Origin of the sequence: Flavobacterium sp. UGB4466 (assembly GCF_903469665.1) — a bacterium.
GTDB classification, from domain to species: Bacteria; Bacteroidota; Bacteroidia; order Flavobacteriales; family Flavobacteriaceae; genus Flavobacterium; species Flavobacterium lipolyticum.
This window is the reverse complement of record NZ_CAGKLC010000005.1, coordinates 80,471-96,672: the sequence shown is the minus strand read 5'-3', so window position 1 is coordinate 96,672 and position 16,202 is coordinate 80,471. Positions and strand designations below refer to the sequence as shown.

General features: G+C 36.5%; 14 protein-coding genes. 7 read left to right on the top strand and 7 right to left on the bottom strand.

The window, feature by feature from the left end; all coding sequences use genetic code 11:
• The first annotated feature begins 129 nt into the window (after positions 1-129).
• A complete protein-coding gene (gene dinD, locus JO950_RS02825; protein ID WP_202701023.1) occupies positions 130-969 on the top strand; it encodes a DNA damage-inducible protein D in 840 nt (279 codons plus the stop codon).
• An 81-nt stretch (positions 970-1,050) separates the two neighbouring features.
• On the opposite strand, the gene JO950_RS02820 is transcribed toward dinD, so the two are convergent.
• Positions 1,051-1,440: a helix-turn-helix domain-containing protein gene (locus JO950_RS02820; RefSeq protein ID WP_202701021.1), complete on the bottom strand. Its 390-nt coding sequence runs from the start codon at positions 1,438-1,440 to the stop codon at positions 1,051-1,053.
• Between the two features lie 169 nt (positions 1,441-1,609).
• On the opposite strand from JO950_RS02820, the gene JO950_RS02815 reads away from it, so the two are divergent.
• On the top strand, positions 1,610-1,891 hold the full coding sequence (locus JO950_RS02815) for a hypothetical protein (protein WP_202701019.1): 282 nt from the start codon (positions 1,610-1,612) through the stop codon (positions 1,889-1,891).
• Positions 1,892-2,486: 595 nt separating this feature from the next.
• Here JO950_RS02815 and JO950_RS02810 read toward each other — a convergent pair.
• From JO950_RS02810 to JO950_RS02790, 5 genes are all read right to left on the bottom strand, one after another.
• Positions 2,487-2,957 carry an OsmC family protein gene (locus JO950_RS02810; RefSeq protein ID WP_202701017.1) on the bottom strand — a complete coding sequence of 157 codons (471 nt, stop codon included), beginning with the start codon at positions 2,955-2,957 and terminating at the stop codon, positions 2,487-2,489.
• Positions 2,958-3,112: 155 nt separating this feature from the next.
• A complete protein-coding gene (locus JO950_RS02805; RefSeq protein WP_237732263.1) occupies positions 3,113-4,339 on the bottom strand; it encodes a DUF4374 domain-containing protein in 1,227 nt (408 codons plus the stop codon).
• A 25-nt stretch (positions 4,340-4,364) separates the two neighbouring features.
• Entirely contained in the window at positions 4,365-6,725 is a 2,361-nt protein-coding gene (locus JO950_RS02800; protein ID WP_202701013.1) for a TonB-dependent receptor, read from the bottom strand.
• A gap of 321 nt (positions 6,726-7,046) precedes the next feature.
• On the bottom strand, positions 7,047-7,706 hold the full coding sequence (locus tag JO950_RS02795; RefSeq protein WP_202701011.1) for a hypothetical protein: 660 nt from the start codon (positions 7,704-7,706) through the stop codon (positions 7,047-7,049).
• Between the two features lie 13 nt (positions 7,707-7,719).
• On the bottom strand, positions 7,720-8,307 hold the full coding sequence (locus tag JO950_RS02790) for an RNA polymerase sigma-70 factor (protein ID WP_202701010.1): 588 nt from the start codon (positions 8,305-8,307) through the stop codon (positions 7,720-7,722).
• 662 nt (positions 8,308-8,969) lie between these two features.
• Here JO950_RS02790 and JO950_RS02785 point away from each other — a divergent pair.
• Entirely contained in the window at positions 8,970-9,659 is a 690-nt protein-coding gene (locus JO950_RS02785) for an NUDIX domain-containing protein (RefSeq protein WP_017496929.1), read from the top strand.
• 47 nt (positions 9,660-9,706) lie between these two features.
• Here JO950_RS02785 and JO950_RS02780 read toward each other — a convergent pair whose 3' ends face one another.
• Entirely contained in the window at positions 9,707-10,705 is a 999-nt protein-coding gene (locus tag JO950_RS02780; RefSeq protein ID WP_202701005.1) for a GntR family transcriptional regulator, read from the bottom strand.
• Between the two features lie 101 nt (positions 10,706-10,806).
• On the opposite strand from JO950_RS02780, the gene JO950_RS02775 reads away from it, so the two are divergent.
• The 4 genes from JO950_RS02775 (at position 10,807) to JO950_RS02760 (ending at position 16,085) form a co-directional block, all read left to right on the top strand.
• Positions 10,807-11,862: an aldose epimerase family protein gene (locus tag JO950_RS02775; protein ID WP_202701003.1), complete on the top strand. Its 1,056-nt coding sequence runs from the start codon at positions 10,807-10,809 to the stop codon at positions 11,860-11,862.
• A 55-nt stretch (positions 11,863-11,917) separates the two neighbouring features.
• A complete protein-coding gene (galK, locus tag JO950_RS02770; RefSeq protein ID WP_202701001.1) occupies positions 11,918-13,081 on the top strand; it encodes a galactokinase in 1,164 nt (387 codons plus the stop codon).
• A 17-nt stretch (positions 13,082-13,098) separates the two neighbouring features.
• Positions 13,099-14,148 carry a UDP-glucose--hexose-1-phosphate uridylyltransferase gene (locus JO950_RS02765; RefSeq protein WP_202700994.1) on the top strand — a complete coding sequence of 350 codons (1,050 nt, stop codon included), beginning with the start codon at positions 13,099-13,101 and terminating at the stop codon, positions 14,146-14,148.
• 251 nt (positions 14,149-14,399) lie between these two features.
• Positions 14,400-16,085 (top strand): sodium/sugar symporter, encoded by a 1,686-nt coding sequence (locus JO950_RS02760; protein ID WP_202700985.1) that lies wholly within the window; start codon positions 14,400-14,402, stop codon positions 16,083-16,085.
• Positions 16,086-16,202 lie beyond the last annotated feature (117 nt).

The window sequence follows — 16,202 nt, the reverse complement described above, 5'->3', positions numbered from 1 at the left end:
AGTAACAATATACTTAATGAAACATATACTGTTCAATATTTAAGTGCAAATTAAATTTATTCATGAGGTAATTAATGTAATTACTGAAAATACAAGAATTCATTTTTATAAATATATAAAACAGCACTTATGAAAAGTGAGGAAATCATAATCCTTTTTCAACAATTTGAAGAAGTTGCATCAAACATAGAAGGAGTTGAATGTTGGAGTGCGAGAGAATTGCAAAAATTATTAGGTTACAGTAAATGGGAGAACTTTGAAAAAGTTATCAGAAAAGCAAAAGACGCTTGTACAAATGCAGGAGAAGAAATAAATGATCACTTTCCTGAAGTCAGGAAGGTGATAGAAGCTGGAAAAGGTGCTCAGCATTTAATAGAAGATATAGCGCTTACCCGTTACGCCTGCTATTTAATTGCTCAAAACGGAGATAGTCGTAAAGAAAAAATTGCATTTGCTCAAAATTATTTTGCTGTTCAAACTCGAAGAGCAGAGATAATTGAACAACGTTTGCTAGAATTTGAAAGAATTAAAGCAAGAGAAAAACTTACTCAAACTGAAAAACAGCTTTCAGGAATATTATTTGAGCGTGGTGTAGATAATAAAGGTTTTGGATTAATTCGTTCTAAAGGTGATCAAGCATTATTTCGTTTATCGACACTACTGCTTAAGAAAAAAATGGGAATTCCTGACAATAGACCAGTTGCTGATTTTTTACCTACAATTAGTATAAAAGCCAAAGATCTAGCGGCAGAAATGACAGGTTTGAATGTACAGAGTAAAGATTTAAAAGGCCAAAACAAAATAGAAAGCGAGCATATTGAAAATAACAAAGCCGTAAGAAATATGCTTACCCAGAGAGGGATTATTCCCGAAAATCTTCCTACGGCTGAAGATGTAAAAAAAATACAACGTAAATTGGACAGCGACGACAAAAAGATCTTAAAGGAGACTAAAAAAAAGAATAAATAATTTAAAATTATTATAAAATCTTAAAAAAGCGCTGCAAAATCTGTAGCGCTTCTTTGAGTTTCTATTTTTTTACAAAAAGAATTACTTCCCCTTCAACAATTTTTCCAAATACTCCACTTTCTCTTTTTCAGCCAGAACCAAACGTTCGTAAAGTTCTACAACTTTGTCTAGTGGGTTGAAATTACAGCTATATGCACTTCCATTAACAACATTGCTGTCGTGATAAGTATTTCCAATAATATTTAAAACTGCCTCATCTGAAAAGTTTTTGATAGCTTCCGCAGAAACACCAAGTACCTCAGCAATTTTCGACAATTTCTCCTCATCAACCGTTTCGCTTCCTTCGATATTAGAAACCGATTGCTGGCTTACACCAATAGCAATTGCCAAGGCTTCCTGTTTCATTCCTCTAAGCTCTCTGATTCGGCTAATGTTTCTGCCGATATGTTTTGGTTTTGTTGCTGTGCTCATAATTCAAAGATATTTAAAATTGTTGAGAATTTCTGGAGATTGTGAAACACAAGCTTTGCTTAGTGGTTTACAATCTTACTTTTTTCGATACCATACTACCTATCGCTTAATTGCGGCTTAAACAAAAGTACGTTTTTTTCGTATAATTAATAATCATAAACTAAACGCCATGCCAAAAGAAAATCAAAGCCCTAAAGATCAAAATAACGTAATAACTGCTGTAGCCCAATTTCTATCGACACTCTGGATGGAAGGAGAATTTAGAGACCAGCCCGCTTATTTAACCGAGATTTTCGAAGAGATTCTTAAAACCGAAATTGGAGACGATCTCGATCTGCGAACCAAAATGATAAGTTGTATTAAAACCAGTAAAATGCTGGCAAAAGCCTTAGATCCTTTTACTGATCAGGAAATCGAAAAAGCCAGTATCGAAATGTTGAATACAAATTAACACTAAAAAAAGGAACGCGGATTACGCAGATTCGCTTTGCGAAAACGCTGATAAAAACGGATTTCTCAGAAGTTAACCAATAATAAAAAATCCGTGCTGATCCGTGTTTTCGTGAAACGAATCCGTACAATCCGTGGGCTATTTTTTAACCGCAAAGACCGCAAAGGTTTACGCGAGGAACGCGGATTACGCAGATTCGCTTTGCGAAGACGCTGATAAAAACGGATCTCTCAGAAGTTAACCAATAATAAAAAAATCCGTGCTGATCCGTGCTTTCGTGAAACGAATCCGTACAATCCGTGTACTATTTTAACCGCAAAGACCGCAAAGGTTTACGCAAGGAACGCAGAAACACTTTATCGGTAACCAATATCAAAATGCTGTGTCCAAATTAGCATTACAAAAAGGAACGCGGATTACGCAGATTCGCTTTGCGAAGACGCTGATAAAAACGGATTTCTCAGAAGTTAACCAATAATAAAAAAATCCGTGCTGATCCGTGCTTTCGTGAAACGAATCAGTACAATCCGTGTGCTATTTTAACCGCAAAGAGCGCAAAGGTTTACGCAAGGAACGCTAATAATTAAACTAAAATTTATACCTTAAAAACCTCACAGCTTCCGTGATGCGAAACAGGGAAATTGCAGGAATTGGCTATAAAACACAATTGGTTAGCTTTGGTATGAAGTGCATTGGCCAGTTCAATCTGATCGGCGTTTGCAATTTTTACTTTTGGGTTGAGATGAACAGCAACAAAGCGCCCACTTCCGTCGGGAGAAACCTCGAGTGTTGCTTCTGCATCATCTGAATATTCCAAAACTTCTATTCCGTTTTGAGAACATACATACAGATAGGACATCATGTGGCAGGAAACGAGACTGCTCAGCAATAAATCTTCGGGATTATACAACTCAGGATCTCCTTTAAATGCTTTGGCAGCCGAAACATTTAAAATCGGTTTCCCTTCTATGGTAATCTGATGACTTTTACTGTAAAATCTTTTTACAGCATCTTCTCCTTTTGGTTTAAAAGTCCATTTTACAGCTGCCTTGAATAAATGTTTCATCACGATTGTATTTTTGTTCTTGCGAAGTTAAGATTTTATATGGTTTGCGAATTAGTCTTATCTCTATGTGACGTTTTTTACAAACTCATCCCAAACAAAAAATGGCCGGAATTTCTTCCGGCCATACTTACTCAATTAGAAACTTGAGTTTACTATTATTTTGTTGGATGCGGCGCTATTAAATTAACCGTAACAGAACCTCCACCATCTAAAGTAGTTCCTTTTTTGAAAGCTCCTGTAGCAGGATCAACTTCGTAAATTGAGGCTACACCATCAACAGGACTAATTGCGGTGTAATACTTTCCTTTGTATACCAATGGTGAGCGTACCATTGAAACCGGGCTTAAAGGTGTATTAATCAACGAAACTGTTTTGTTTTTCAAATCAATTCTAACCAACTGCCCTACGTTTTTTAAACGGTCTCTTACTGAAGTCATTAACTCTTCGTATTGAACGGTACCAATTGCAATTCCGTTACCCACATAATTGATTCCCATCAAACAGGCTTGTTTTCCTAATGGTGTTGTTACATCAATAAAATAATCTTTATCAAAATCTGCTGCGCCTTTTTTAATACGTACCACTCCAGATTTTCCGCCTACACCTGTCCAGAATTTACCGGCACTCGCTACAAAGTAATGGTTTCCTTCTTCGTCTTTGTCTAATGAATGTAAGTAGTCATAACCCACTCCACCTTCAGTTGCAGTACTTTTGATTACTTTCAAGTTATTCATTGCAGGATAATCATAAACTAAAGCTCTTACGCCATCAACTGTATAGGATTTTGATTCGTTGTCGTAAAAATAACCTCCCAGAATAAGCTTTCCGTTGTCTACAAATGCTCTTCCAACAGAAAACTGAACTCCTTTTTTAGCAGCGTCGTATGGTACGGCCAATGTTCCTTTTGCTTCGATCGTGAAATCACTTAGTTTGATTCTGGCCCAGCCCACAGTACCATTATTGATATCCAGTCCTCCCAAAACCAACATGGTATTATCGTCTACAATATTCAGCGATTGAAAGTAATTCGGAACCACTCCGTCTGTAAGTATAGCCCCTTTTTCTTTTAAGCTTCCGTCTTTACCCATTTCGTATTGGATGAATTTTTTCTGCGGAAGGTTCATCAAATAAACATACTGTTTGTGCCAGATATAACGAGATCCGTTAGCCTCAATACCTTTCCCTTTAAAAGTTAAAGATCCTTCTGCTAATGAAGGTACCGATGCGATATATTGCAAATCCTGAGTCCAGCTGGCAATTGTAAAATGCTGTGCACTTTCGGCTTCTACTTCATCTGACTTTGAACTGCAAGAGCTTACAACTGCCGCAAACATAGTAACAGCAGAAACCATAAATGTTGTTTTCTTTAAGAACGATTTCATTTTCATTGATTTTAAATTTAATTGGTTATTGTAAAAAATATCTTAGTTTCAAACTGAAAAACCTTCCCGGCTTTTGCAGTAAGTAATTGTCATAAACTTGTTTGTCTAAAATATTGCGGCAGGCGAAATTGGCACTGTAACGTCCGTTTCCAAAAGTGTAACCAAAACCGGCATCCTGAACGAACTGAGTTGGAATGTACATTTTCTCGCGTGCTTCTCCCAGACTTGGCCAGCCTAAGTAATACTGATGAACATAATGTGTGCTAACAAAAAATGAAATTTTCGGTTTCATTTGAAACATCTCATCCAGGAATAATCTCGCCTCTGCATTTGCCATTACGTAAGGTGTATTTCGTAATCGGTCTCTATAAACATGATTTGGGGCACCGTTTCCTTCAAAACGCTGCATGTTCCTGATATCCTGATAGGTAAAATTGAATGATGTTTCAAGCCATTGCTTTCGGGTATAATTGGCTTCAACCTCAACCCCAAGCGTACGTATTTTTCCCAAATTTTCATAGCGGGCGGTTCCCATCAAATCTCCCTCTGTTAACCAGATCAGATTTTTGGTGTCTCTGAAAAAAACATTAAGACCGAAATTTACATTCTGAACCGTATTACGGATTGTTTTCTGAAGGGATGCATTCACATTGAAACTTCTTTCAGGCTGTAAATCCGGTGCATTTACAATCGTATTACCATTGCCCAGAAGCTCTATGGCTTCAGGTAACCGGGCAGTATTTTCAGCAGAAAATTTTATGGTATAGTCTTTTGGTAATAACCATTTAGAGGTGTATCCAAAAGCCCATGCATTGTCTTTTGTATTCTGATAAAAAGTTTCCTTAGAATTCCCGCCATTGTAATCAAATACAACGGCATTGGCTTCATAAGCAAAATACTTTGTAAAGAAAATATTCTTCCAACGGTCCTCAAATGAAGAAATCTCATACGATAAACCTGCGATATGTTTGTTCAGATCCTGAGGTTGTCTAAGCGGAATTGTCCAATCAGCTTCGGCAATAGCATCACTGCCTTTTCTTCTGGTACCGGTAAACACATAATTTAAGTTAACCTCCTGATTCTCTTTTAGGTGATATACAAAATTAATTCTGGCCAACTGCGTGCGATCCTGAAAAGAATAAATGGACTTACCTGATCTGATTCCTCCCAATTCTCCATCTACTGTTCCGATAGGTTTTCCTGTCCAATTGTATTTATAAGAGCTGGTATCAGTAGTTGTACCTCTTAACTTGTTTATAGAAGCATACAGATCTACATCTAAGTTTGAAAATAAAAATCCTTTCTTAGAATAACGCAGAGAAGGCATAACAAACTTCTCATTATAGCGTACGTCTCCATACACATAAGCCATTGTTCTTCCGGTCTGTATTCCTCTGTCCTGATCTGCTAAAGTAAAACCTAACAGCAAGGCATCTGCCCATTTGACATTGGTAAACCCAATATCAGTTCTAATGGTGTACGATTTGTAATCATCATTAAATCTTCTGAATCTTGGATAACCGGGAATAGGTCTTCCATTTTCTCCCGCAACTTCTACCGTTGACCCCCAAACCGGATAGTTATTATCGGAAGAATTAAAGAAAGAATTCGTTTGCAAAGTAAAACCGGATTCGTTTCTCCATTTTCCGGAAACCGCTGTACGATAGGTATTAAATGACCCTATGGTTTGCGACACATCGATATAATTTTTAAGACGGCTGCGTGTTACCAGGTTTACAGAACCTCCAAGTGCATCGGCACCAAAGGACACCGGAGTAACTCCTTTATAGATTTCTATTCTTTCGAGTGTATTGATGGAAAAATTGTTGATGCTGAAGGATGATCCGAAGTTTTCCATCGGAATCCCATCTACAAAAAACTTTACGGCTTTACCGGATAATCCATTAATCGAATAATTGGTTTCAGAGCCCATTCCACCAGATTCCTGTACGCGAATACCGGATACTCCATCCATTAACCGATTCAAATCGACATCACGTTCTGCCAGTTTTTTTGTACTGATAACAGAAACGGCAAACGGCTGTTCTTTGATTTTGGTTTCAATCGTTTTGCCAAACAAATCAACAGAATTTAACACAACCGAATTCGATTTTAACGCTATAACAATTTCTTCTTTCTGATTCTGTCCGACAACAACAGCCATTTCCCGGATTTGATAACCCGTCATCGATACCACTAACTGATATTTTCCTGATGTAATATTTTGAAAAACAAATTTCCCGGAGCTATTACTTTTCACTACGACGGTAGTATTTTGCAATTGAATTTCGGCACCGGCAACAGGCAGATCGCTATCGTCTACTATATAACCTGTAAAACTGACATTCCCATTATTCTGAGCATAAACGGCAGTACATATGATCATTAAAATAACCGTTAAAAAAAATCTTTTAAATTGCATCACTGATAATTTGTTCCCTAAACCAATAACTTCTCTATTTCAGTTATATCGGTTTTCTTATATTCTTCTTATTTGTATTTTAACCCGTTGAATGAAATTGTTTTAACACATAGAAACATAGTCTTTGTAAACTTAAAAAAAGGCGTTTCACTAGTTAAAAAGCACATAGTAAACTGTGTGAAAGAAAGACTTTTCTTCTTTACCTGCCTTTTTTGAGTAGTAATACCTATGCTTCTATGTGTTAAAACTAAATTTTGTTCCATTTACCCAAGGGGTTATATTTCCTTATAACTTAAAACGTTCCGACAGCCTCGAGCTAAATACTCTTGGTAAACCCTCGGCGATTTCATCTCTGGTTGCTGTTATTACCTCATAGTCTGCATCTGTCATGGCGAGATACGTTTGTCCTTTTTGCAGTTTTACTTTGTCCTGATACACAACTGTACAACCTGAAGTTCCGGTGCCAATATTAAATTCCTGCACTTTTGCCGAATCGCTAATAACCGAAACGGCTCCGCAAAACTTAACATCGCTTGCCTCACCCAAAAAATCCATTGAAATGTTGCACTGGCTGCCCGGCTCAACCAAAAAAGATAAACTGCCAATGTTTATTTTCTTAATCTCCTGACCGTTTAAATTGTTCACTAAAATCTGCGAAGCAAATGTTGATGAATTGTAGTAATGTAAACTGACAATCGCAAATAACACACAGGCCGCAGTTGTTAGGGCAGCATAAAGAAATCTGTTCTGAGATTTTGGTTTTACATGAATCGTTCTGGAAGCAATATTGCACCAGATCTCTTCTTTTAACCCGTCTCGTTGTGGAGAGCTAATAATTTCACGTTCTAAATCTATAACACTTAACCATTGCTCCACTGTTACCCTTTCGGCAGCGTTGCATTCCTTTCGCGCATATTTTTCTAATAAATCGGATGTAATAAACACAGTCTTGGTTTTGTTATATAATGATGTAGTTGCACAAGTCCTCGCTAACCCTACATAGGGGAGTAAAAAAAATGACCAAACTGCGAAAAACTTTTAAATGATCGCGAATGTGCCGAAGTGCTCTTGTAATATTTCCTTCAACGGCTTTCTCTGTAATAACAAGAGAAGCGGCAATAGAACGGTTGTCCATCCCGTCTTCCCTGCTCATTAAATATACCTGCCGGCATCGTTCCGGAAGTGTGCTGATGGCCAACTGTAGTTCACGAAGCAGATCTTTATGCAAAATATGCTCTTCTGTATTGTTGGAAACTTTATTCATTTCGGCAAAATGAGTACTTTCGTGTTTCTTTTTAGTGACTTGTTTTCGATGATATTCTACTATTTTGAGTTTTGCAGCACCATATAGATATGCTCTGATAGAAGTTTCGATTTGTAGCTGTTCCCGTCTTTCCCAGATACTGATGAAAATTTGCTGTACAATTTCCTTTGCAGCTTCTTCGTCGCCGGTATGATGTCTGCAAAAACAAAACAATTCATTCCAATACAAATCATAAATCTCCGGGAAATTTTTGGCGTTAATGTTTAGATATTGCTTTTCCATAGAAATAAAAATATGACGCAAAACTATCTTATTTAGACTAAATAAGGTTAATAATAATTGAAATTTGTGCTGTATTTTTAAATCTGCTTGTGTAATATTCTGGTAATTTGCCTTTTAAAAAAGCAAAAAAAACATGATATGGTCTCTATTTTACTGGGCTTAAACCAATATTGGTCTTAGAGCTATAAGAAAATACCGCGATGTTTTTCTTGGTTATAAATTGCATTTCCTCTCACCGAGTCCTATCAGAATCGTCTTTCTTTTCAGGAATGCTTATTCATTTCGTCAATGTATCGCTAGTTCAAAAATTGATCAATTGACAACACCAACTCGTTTCGCTTCAGAATCGATTTTGCGACAAAAAATTGTCTTGAGAATACTTAATTCAAGTAAGAATTATCCTCTTATTTTATTGCGTAAAAGTGACGCTTTGATATGTAAAATGATATTTTATTTAAAAAAACTTGTGAAAAAGGTTAAAAAATGACCGCTTTAATAATGATTTTAGCATTAAAAAACCATTACTTTTGTAACAGAAGTCTCAATCAAAGCAGTTAATGTAACTTTTACAAACGGTTACATTTATTAAGTGTTTACACAACGTTTAAAAAATTGAGAAACGAAATTAACAGGATTATATATTTACCACTAAAAATTTGAATATGCTTAACAGTTATAGCTCTGCAGATAAAGTTTTATTAGCAGTAGATTGTATTATTTTTGGGTTTGATCGCGAAGGTTTGAAAATTCTCTTAATCAAAAGAGGGTTCGAGCCTGAAAAAGGAAAATGGTCTTTGATGGGAGGCTTATTAAAGCAAGACGAAGTACTCGACAATGCTGCGATAAGAGTTTTAAAAATGTATACGGGATTAAACGATGTGTATATGGAACAACTTTATGCCTACAGCGAAATTGATCGTGACCCTTTAGAAAGAACCATTTCGGTTTCGTACTATGCTTTGATTAATATTGAAGATCACAATGCCGAGCTTATTGAAAATTATCATGCACAATGGTTTAGTGTGGCCGATGCTCCGAGTTTAATTTTTGATCATAACGAAATGGTGCAGCAAGCCATCAGAATATTACGTTATAAAACTTCGATCAAGCCAATTGGTTTTGAATTACTTCCTGAGAAGTTCACCATGCGCCAATTATTGGAGTTGTACGAAGCTATTTTGAGCAAAGAACTGGACAAAAGAAACTTTATCACTAAGATTAATACCATGGGAATCCTGAACAAACTGGACGAAAAAGACATGCAGTCTTCCCGAAAAGGATCGTATCTCTACACTTTCAATAAAGAAAAATACGAGGAAAAACTACGCAACAATTTTGTTTTAAACTTGTAACGTAATTCGTCTGTAGTTTCTTAAATCCGGAAGCGCAGACGGAATAATTATAACGAGTTTCGAATCAAAAGAGACGATTTATTTTCTATCTGCTGCTTGTGTCCATGAAGTACCATATCGGCTAAAATTTCTCCCATCATTTCAAAATCGGTCGAAATGGTGGCAATGCCGTTAGCGACAATCTTTTTCAAAGGAGTTTCGTTATAAGAAATAATTCCGAAATCCGTTCCGAGTTTAAGACTTTGCGATTGGGCATTTTCAATAACGCGAACCAGATCACGGTCGTTAGGTATAATGTACAAATCACCTGCATTGATTTCTCCGTTTGTAAATTCTGTGATGACATCAAACTTAAAATCATACTTTGTACAAAAAGCAATAAAACCGGTTTTCATTCCCAATGGTTCTCTAAATCCCGGAAAAATCAAAATAAGCTTTTTGTACTTATCCATTCGTGATTTTCCTTTAACCAAACCTTCAAAAATATCTTTTTCGTGATTTTGATAAACTGCCGGATACAATTTCAAATCCGGATTGGTCTGATCCAATATGATAACCTCCCCTACTGGTAGGTTTTTTATCGCCTCTGCCACATCGGTTAAATTGGTAGGCATGATAATGTATTTGGTGTAATTTCCATTACTGTCGGTAATCAGTTTTTGAAATACCTGAACATTAAAGTGATGAAAAAAAATATCAACCTGGACGTTCTTCCCAATATTCTGTATAAACGAATTATAGATGTCTTCTTTGAAACTGTTTAACTCATCAAAAAGTAAAAAAATCTTTTGCTTGATATTGATTTCAACGCTTTTAACATAATACCCTTTACCCGGAATGGCATAAATAATACCTCTTTTTTTAAGCTCGTCATATCCCAACAATACCGTATCACGTGACAGCGAAAATGCCAGGCAAACTTTATTGACAGACGGAAGCCGATCGCCTTTTACCAGTTTTTCTTCCTCAATTGCTTTCTCTACAGAGAGAATAATCTGCCTGTATTTTGGCAAACCAATATTACTTTGGATAGAAATTATATTCATACAAAATAGATTTTGACGCAATATACAAAAAACTGGTAGGTACTGGTATGTAAAAACAGATATTGTTTCTATTTTTGGTTTTCATTTTTGGCAAAAAAAATATGAATATAAAACAAATATCACACCTTCCTAATACATCTGCCATGGAATCATTTGGTTTATTGCCCGATCACGAAGAAATTCTTTCTTGTGAATTGTGCAACAAAAACGGAATGAAAGCAAAAATTATCAATTACGGTGCAACACTGACCTCTTTGTTAATTCCGGTTGCAACAGGTGAGGTTGTTGATGTTGTTTTAGGTTTCGATACTTTAGAATCTTATCTGGCTTCTTATCATTTACCAAGCGCTCCTTACTTTGGCGCTACTGTTGGGCGTTATGCCGGACGAATCGACAAGGGTGTTTTTGCCTTAAACGATCAGACATTTCAATTGAATACCAACAACAATGGTAATGCTTTACATGGCGGGAACATTGGCTTTGGACAAAAAACATGGAACATTACCCATATTACTTCGGGCGATAATCCTTCGATAACTTTAAGTCTTTTGAGCGAGAATTTAGAGGAGAATTATCCGGGAGCTTTACAGGTTGATTTGACGTATACTGTAACGGAAGAAAACGAATTAAAACTGGAATATAAAGCGACCTCAACTGAAGATACGGTCGTGAATCTTACGCATCACACTTATTTTAATCTTGACGGACATCATCGGGATTTGTTAAACCAAACCCTCTTTATTGATTCTGACAAAATGTTGGAAACAGATACTGAGAATATTCCAACCGGGAATTTCATTGCTCTCTCTGATCATGATTTTGATTTCAGAACGGCTAAAAAATGCCCGGAAGCTATTGACAATTCGTTTGTAATTGAGTCCGGAAAAACGGTTTCCGCCACTTTATCCAGTGTCGGAAACAATTTGCAGATGAAGGTTATTACAGATCAGCCCAGCGTACATATATATGTAGGCGGAAATTGTTTTGGATCTATAAAAGGAAAAGAAAACACTAATTATCATACATTTAGCGGAATATGTTTTGAAGCACAAAATTTTCCGGATGCACCTAATCATAAACATTTTCCGAATTCGGTTTTACGAAAAGGGGAAACCTATCATCAAAAAACCCTTTACCGATTTGAAAACATAATCTAATATTTGCTGAAAAAACAACCAAGAACTAAAAGCTATTTCTTTCAACCACTACCTAATGAATGATATTTTAATACAAAACACAACTGCTTTTTTTGAAAAGTCTTTTGGATCGGTTCCGAAAAAAGTGGTGCTCTCTCCCGGAAGGATCAATATTATAGGAGAACATATTGACTACAACGACGGCTATGTTTTACCGGCGGCTATTGACAAGATTATCTGTTTTGCTTTTGAAAAGAACAATACCAACAGCTCTAAAATAATAGCCATCGATTTGAACGAGGCCTTTGAAATTGATTTAACTGCAGAAATTCTTTTAAGCGAAGAGGTCTGGACCAATTATATTCGTGGCGTAATCAAACAATTACAGGACAACGGTTTTGTGTTTGAAGGTTTCAACTGTGTCTTTAGCAGCAACATTCCGGTAGGTTCCGGTTTATCCTCTTCTGCTGCTTTAGAATGTGGAATGATTTTCGGAATTGCATCACTTTTCGATTTAAAAATCAAAAAAGCCGACATTGCTTTATTAGGGCAAAAGGCAGAACACTGGGTAGGAATCAATTGTGGTATTATGGATCAGTTTTCAAGTGTTCATGGTCTTGAAAATAAGGTCATAAAACTGGATTGTAATACCCTTGATTTTGAATATCACAATGCCGATTTCAAAGATTATGCTCTGATTTTGTTTGACAGTAATGTAAAACATTCTCTTTTTACCTCTGAATACAACACCAGAAGACAGGAGTGTGAACAGGGGCTGGCGATTATAAAACATCATTTTCCTCAAATAAAAAGTTTTAGAGATTGTACGGAAGAACAGCTTTTGACGCTGCAGCATCAAATGTCAGCAACTATTTTTAAAAGAGCACATTTTGTAGTAAAAGAAATTAATCGTGTTGAAAAAGCTTGTGAAGCGTTAGATCAGGGAAATATTACACTTTTAGGACAGTTACTTTTCGAAGCCCATTATGGTTTATCGCAAGAATACGAAGTTAGCTGTAAAGAGCTGGATATGCTAGTAAATACGGCAAAAACGGACGATTTTATTGTTGGATCACGCCTCATGGGGGGTGGTTTCGGGGGGTGTACCATAAATTTTATAAAAAAAGGGCATGAAAATGAGGTGAAAAATAAGTTTTCAAATCTTTATTTAAATACATTTGGGATTGAATTAAAATTTTATGATGTAACAATCTCTAATGGAACAAGACTACTTCTTTAACATCACAAAAACTATAAATGAAAAACTTTGACATCAACGAAGATCCGCACAGACGTTTCAATCCATTACTAAACGAATGGATTCTGGTATCACCTCATCGAGCAAAACGTCCGTGGCAAGGGCAAAACGAGACTCTTGCAACTGAAACTCTTCCAAAGCACGACCCAAACTGTTATCTCTGTCCGGGTAACGTTCGCGCTAATGGAGAACACAATCCGACCTACAAAGACAGCTTTGTCTTTGAAAATGATTTCGCCGCAATGAAGCAGGACGAAATTATATTTGAAGAAGACATCAAGCACACTTTTTTTAAAACAAAACCCGAACAGGGAATTTCAAAAGTAGTCTGTTTTTCACCAAGACATGATCTTACTTTACCGGAGATGGAAATCGAGGGAATTGAGAGCATTGTAAAAGTCTGGCAAAAAGAATACGCCGAACTGGGAAGCATCAAATACATCAATCACGTTCAGATTTTTGAAAACAAAGGAAGTATTATGGGCTGCAGTAATCCGCATCCGCATGGTCAGATCTGGGCACAGTCGTCACTTCCAACTCAGGTTGAAAGAACACAAACCAATCTGAAATCTTATTTTGATAAAAACAACCGAACGCTTCTTCAGGATTATGTTCAGGCAGAATTAAAAACCGGTGATCGTGTAGTAATCGAAAACGATGATTTTATTGCTTTAGTTCCGTTTTGGGCAACCTGGCCTTACGAAACGATGATTGTAAGTAAAAGAGTTGTCAATAAAATTACTGATTTCACGGAAGAAGAAACCAATTCCTTTGCCGTAATTTTAAAACAACTTACCATCAAATACGATAATTTATTCAGTACTTCTTTTCCGTATTCATCAGGAATCCATCAATCACCTACAGATGGTTTAGAACACCCGGAATGGCATTTTCACATGCATTTCTATCCGCCTTTGTTGCGATCAGCCACAGTAAAGAAATTTATGGTGGGTTATGAAATGTTAGGCGAATCTCAGAGAGACATTACCCCTGAAAGATGTGCCGAAGTTTTAAGACAGCAATCAGACATTCATTACAAACAAAAATAAAATAAGACTTTAGCCTATTTTGCCCCACAAATTGTTACAGCTTTGAAAAACATACTCAAAAAAACAGGTACTTCTTAGCTCTTTTTTACCCTTTAATACAGAATCACATTAATAAATCAAATCAAAAACGAATATTCAACCCAAATCAAAAAAATAAAAAAAACAATATTTAAACCACCTCAGACAAATATTGTTTTTTACCCTCTACTAATCAAACAATCACTATCTAATTATTAAAAATAGTACTATCAATGAACCAGAACCTTGCTTTCGCAGATTATGCGGTTTTTATTATTTACTTCATCGTAGTTTCGGCCTACGGTTATACGGTTTACCGAAAACGTAAACAAGACGAACAGGATGCTAAAGCTTATTTTTTGGCCGAGGGAAACCTGACCTGGTGGGCTATTGGAGCTTCTTTAATTGCTTCAAATATCTCGGCAGAGCAATTTATCGGAATGAGTGGTGAAGGTTTCTTTTTAGGAATTGCCGTTGCGGCTTATGAATGGATTGCAGCCATAAGTCTTATTGTGGTCGCCGTTTGGTTTATTCCCGTATACCTAAAGAATAAAATCTATACGATGCCACAATTCTTAAAAACACGTTATAATGATTCTACTGCTTTAATCATGGCTGTTTTCTGGCTGTTCTTGTACGTTTTTGTAAACTTAACTTCTATTTTATATTTAGGAGCTGTGGCCATAAACGGTATGGCCGGCGGAGAATATCTGCATATTATCATGATCGGACTAGCATTGTTTGCCTTATTCATCTCTCTTGGAGGAATGAAAGTTGTTGCTTATACCGATGTTATTCAGGTGGCCGTTTTAATCATTGGAGGTTTAGTAACCTCGTATATTGCTCTTACCACCGTAGGACAATATTTTGGAGTCGGACAAAATGCAATTGCCGGATTCAAAGTTTTAATGAGAGAAGCACCGGAACATTTTAAAATGATTATTCCAAGACCAACTGCAACATCCTCTCAGCTTGATATCAACAAATACCTAACTTTCCCTGGTCTGATGTCTTATCTTGCCGGTATCTGGATCATCAACCTGAATTACTGGGGATGTAACCAATACATTACGCAAAGAGCCCTGGGTGCCGATTTACAAACGGCACGCACCGGTATTTTGTTTGCCGGTATGCTCAAATTGTTAATGCCTTTAATCGTAATGTTACCGGGTATTGCTGCCTATGTTTTGTATCAAAACGGGCATTTACCACAATTAGTCGGAGGAAAAGACGGAGCTTATTCTGCCGTACTGACTTTCCTTCCAACCGGATTAAAGGGGCTTTCCGTAGCGGCACTAACCGCAGCAATTGTAGCTTCGTTAGCCGGAAAAGTCAACAGTATCTCGACAATCTACACTTTGGATATTCACAAAAAATACATTCAAAAAGAAGCTGGTGAAAAACAGCAGGTAAACATTGGAAGAATTGCCGTTTTTGGAGCGATGCTTTTAGCAGTATTATTTACCTGGAATGATATTTTAGGAATTGGAGGTGTTGGCGGATTTACCTATATCCAAAAATACACGGGCTTTATCAGTCCGGGAGTTTTTGCCATGTTCGTTTTAGGAATGTTCTGGAAACGAACTACGGGAGCTGCAGCTGTAGTAGGCGTAATTTTAGGTTTTGTATTATCCGTACTATTCAACGAATATGCTCCTGCCTTATTTGGAAATGAAACGCTATTGTACACTGCTTATCCAAACGGAAAAGGAGCTTTTGAAATTCCTTTTCATATTTGTATGGGATTATCGTTCGTCTTTACCACCTTGGTAATGGTTTTAATCAGTTTTGCAGGTCCTAAAGTGAATCCTAAAGCATTCGAAATCGATGCCGAAATGTTTAAAGTAAAACCACAAACGACTGTTTTAATCGTCATTACATTATTGATTATTGCGGCCCTGTACATTAAATTTTGGTAGTTTTATTCTATTCTTTTTTGAAAAATAAAACCGTACCGGGAAAATCACATTTTTTAAATATTATGTTATTAATTTAGAAAAAACCTACTTTTTTAACCATTGTTAATCAGGCTTTTA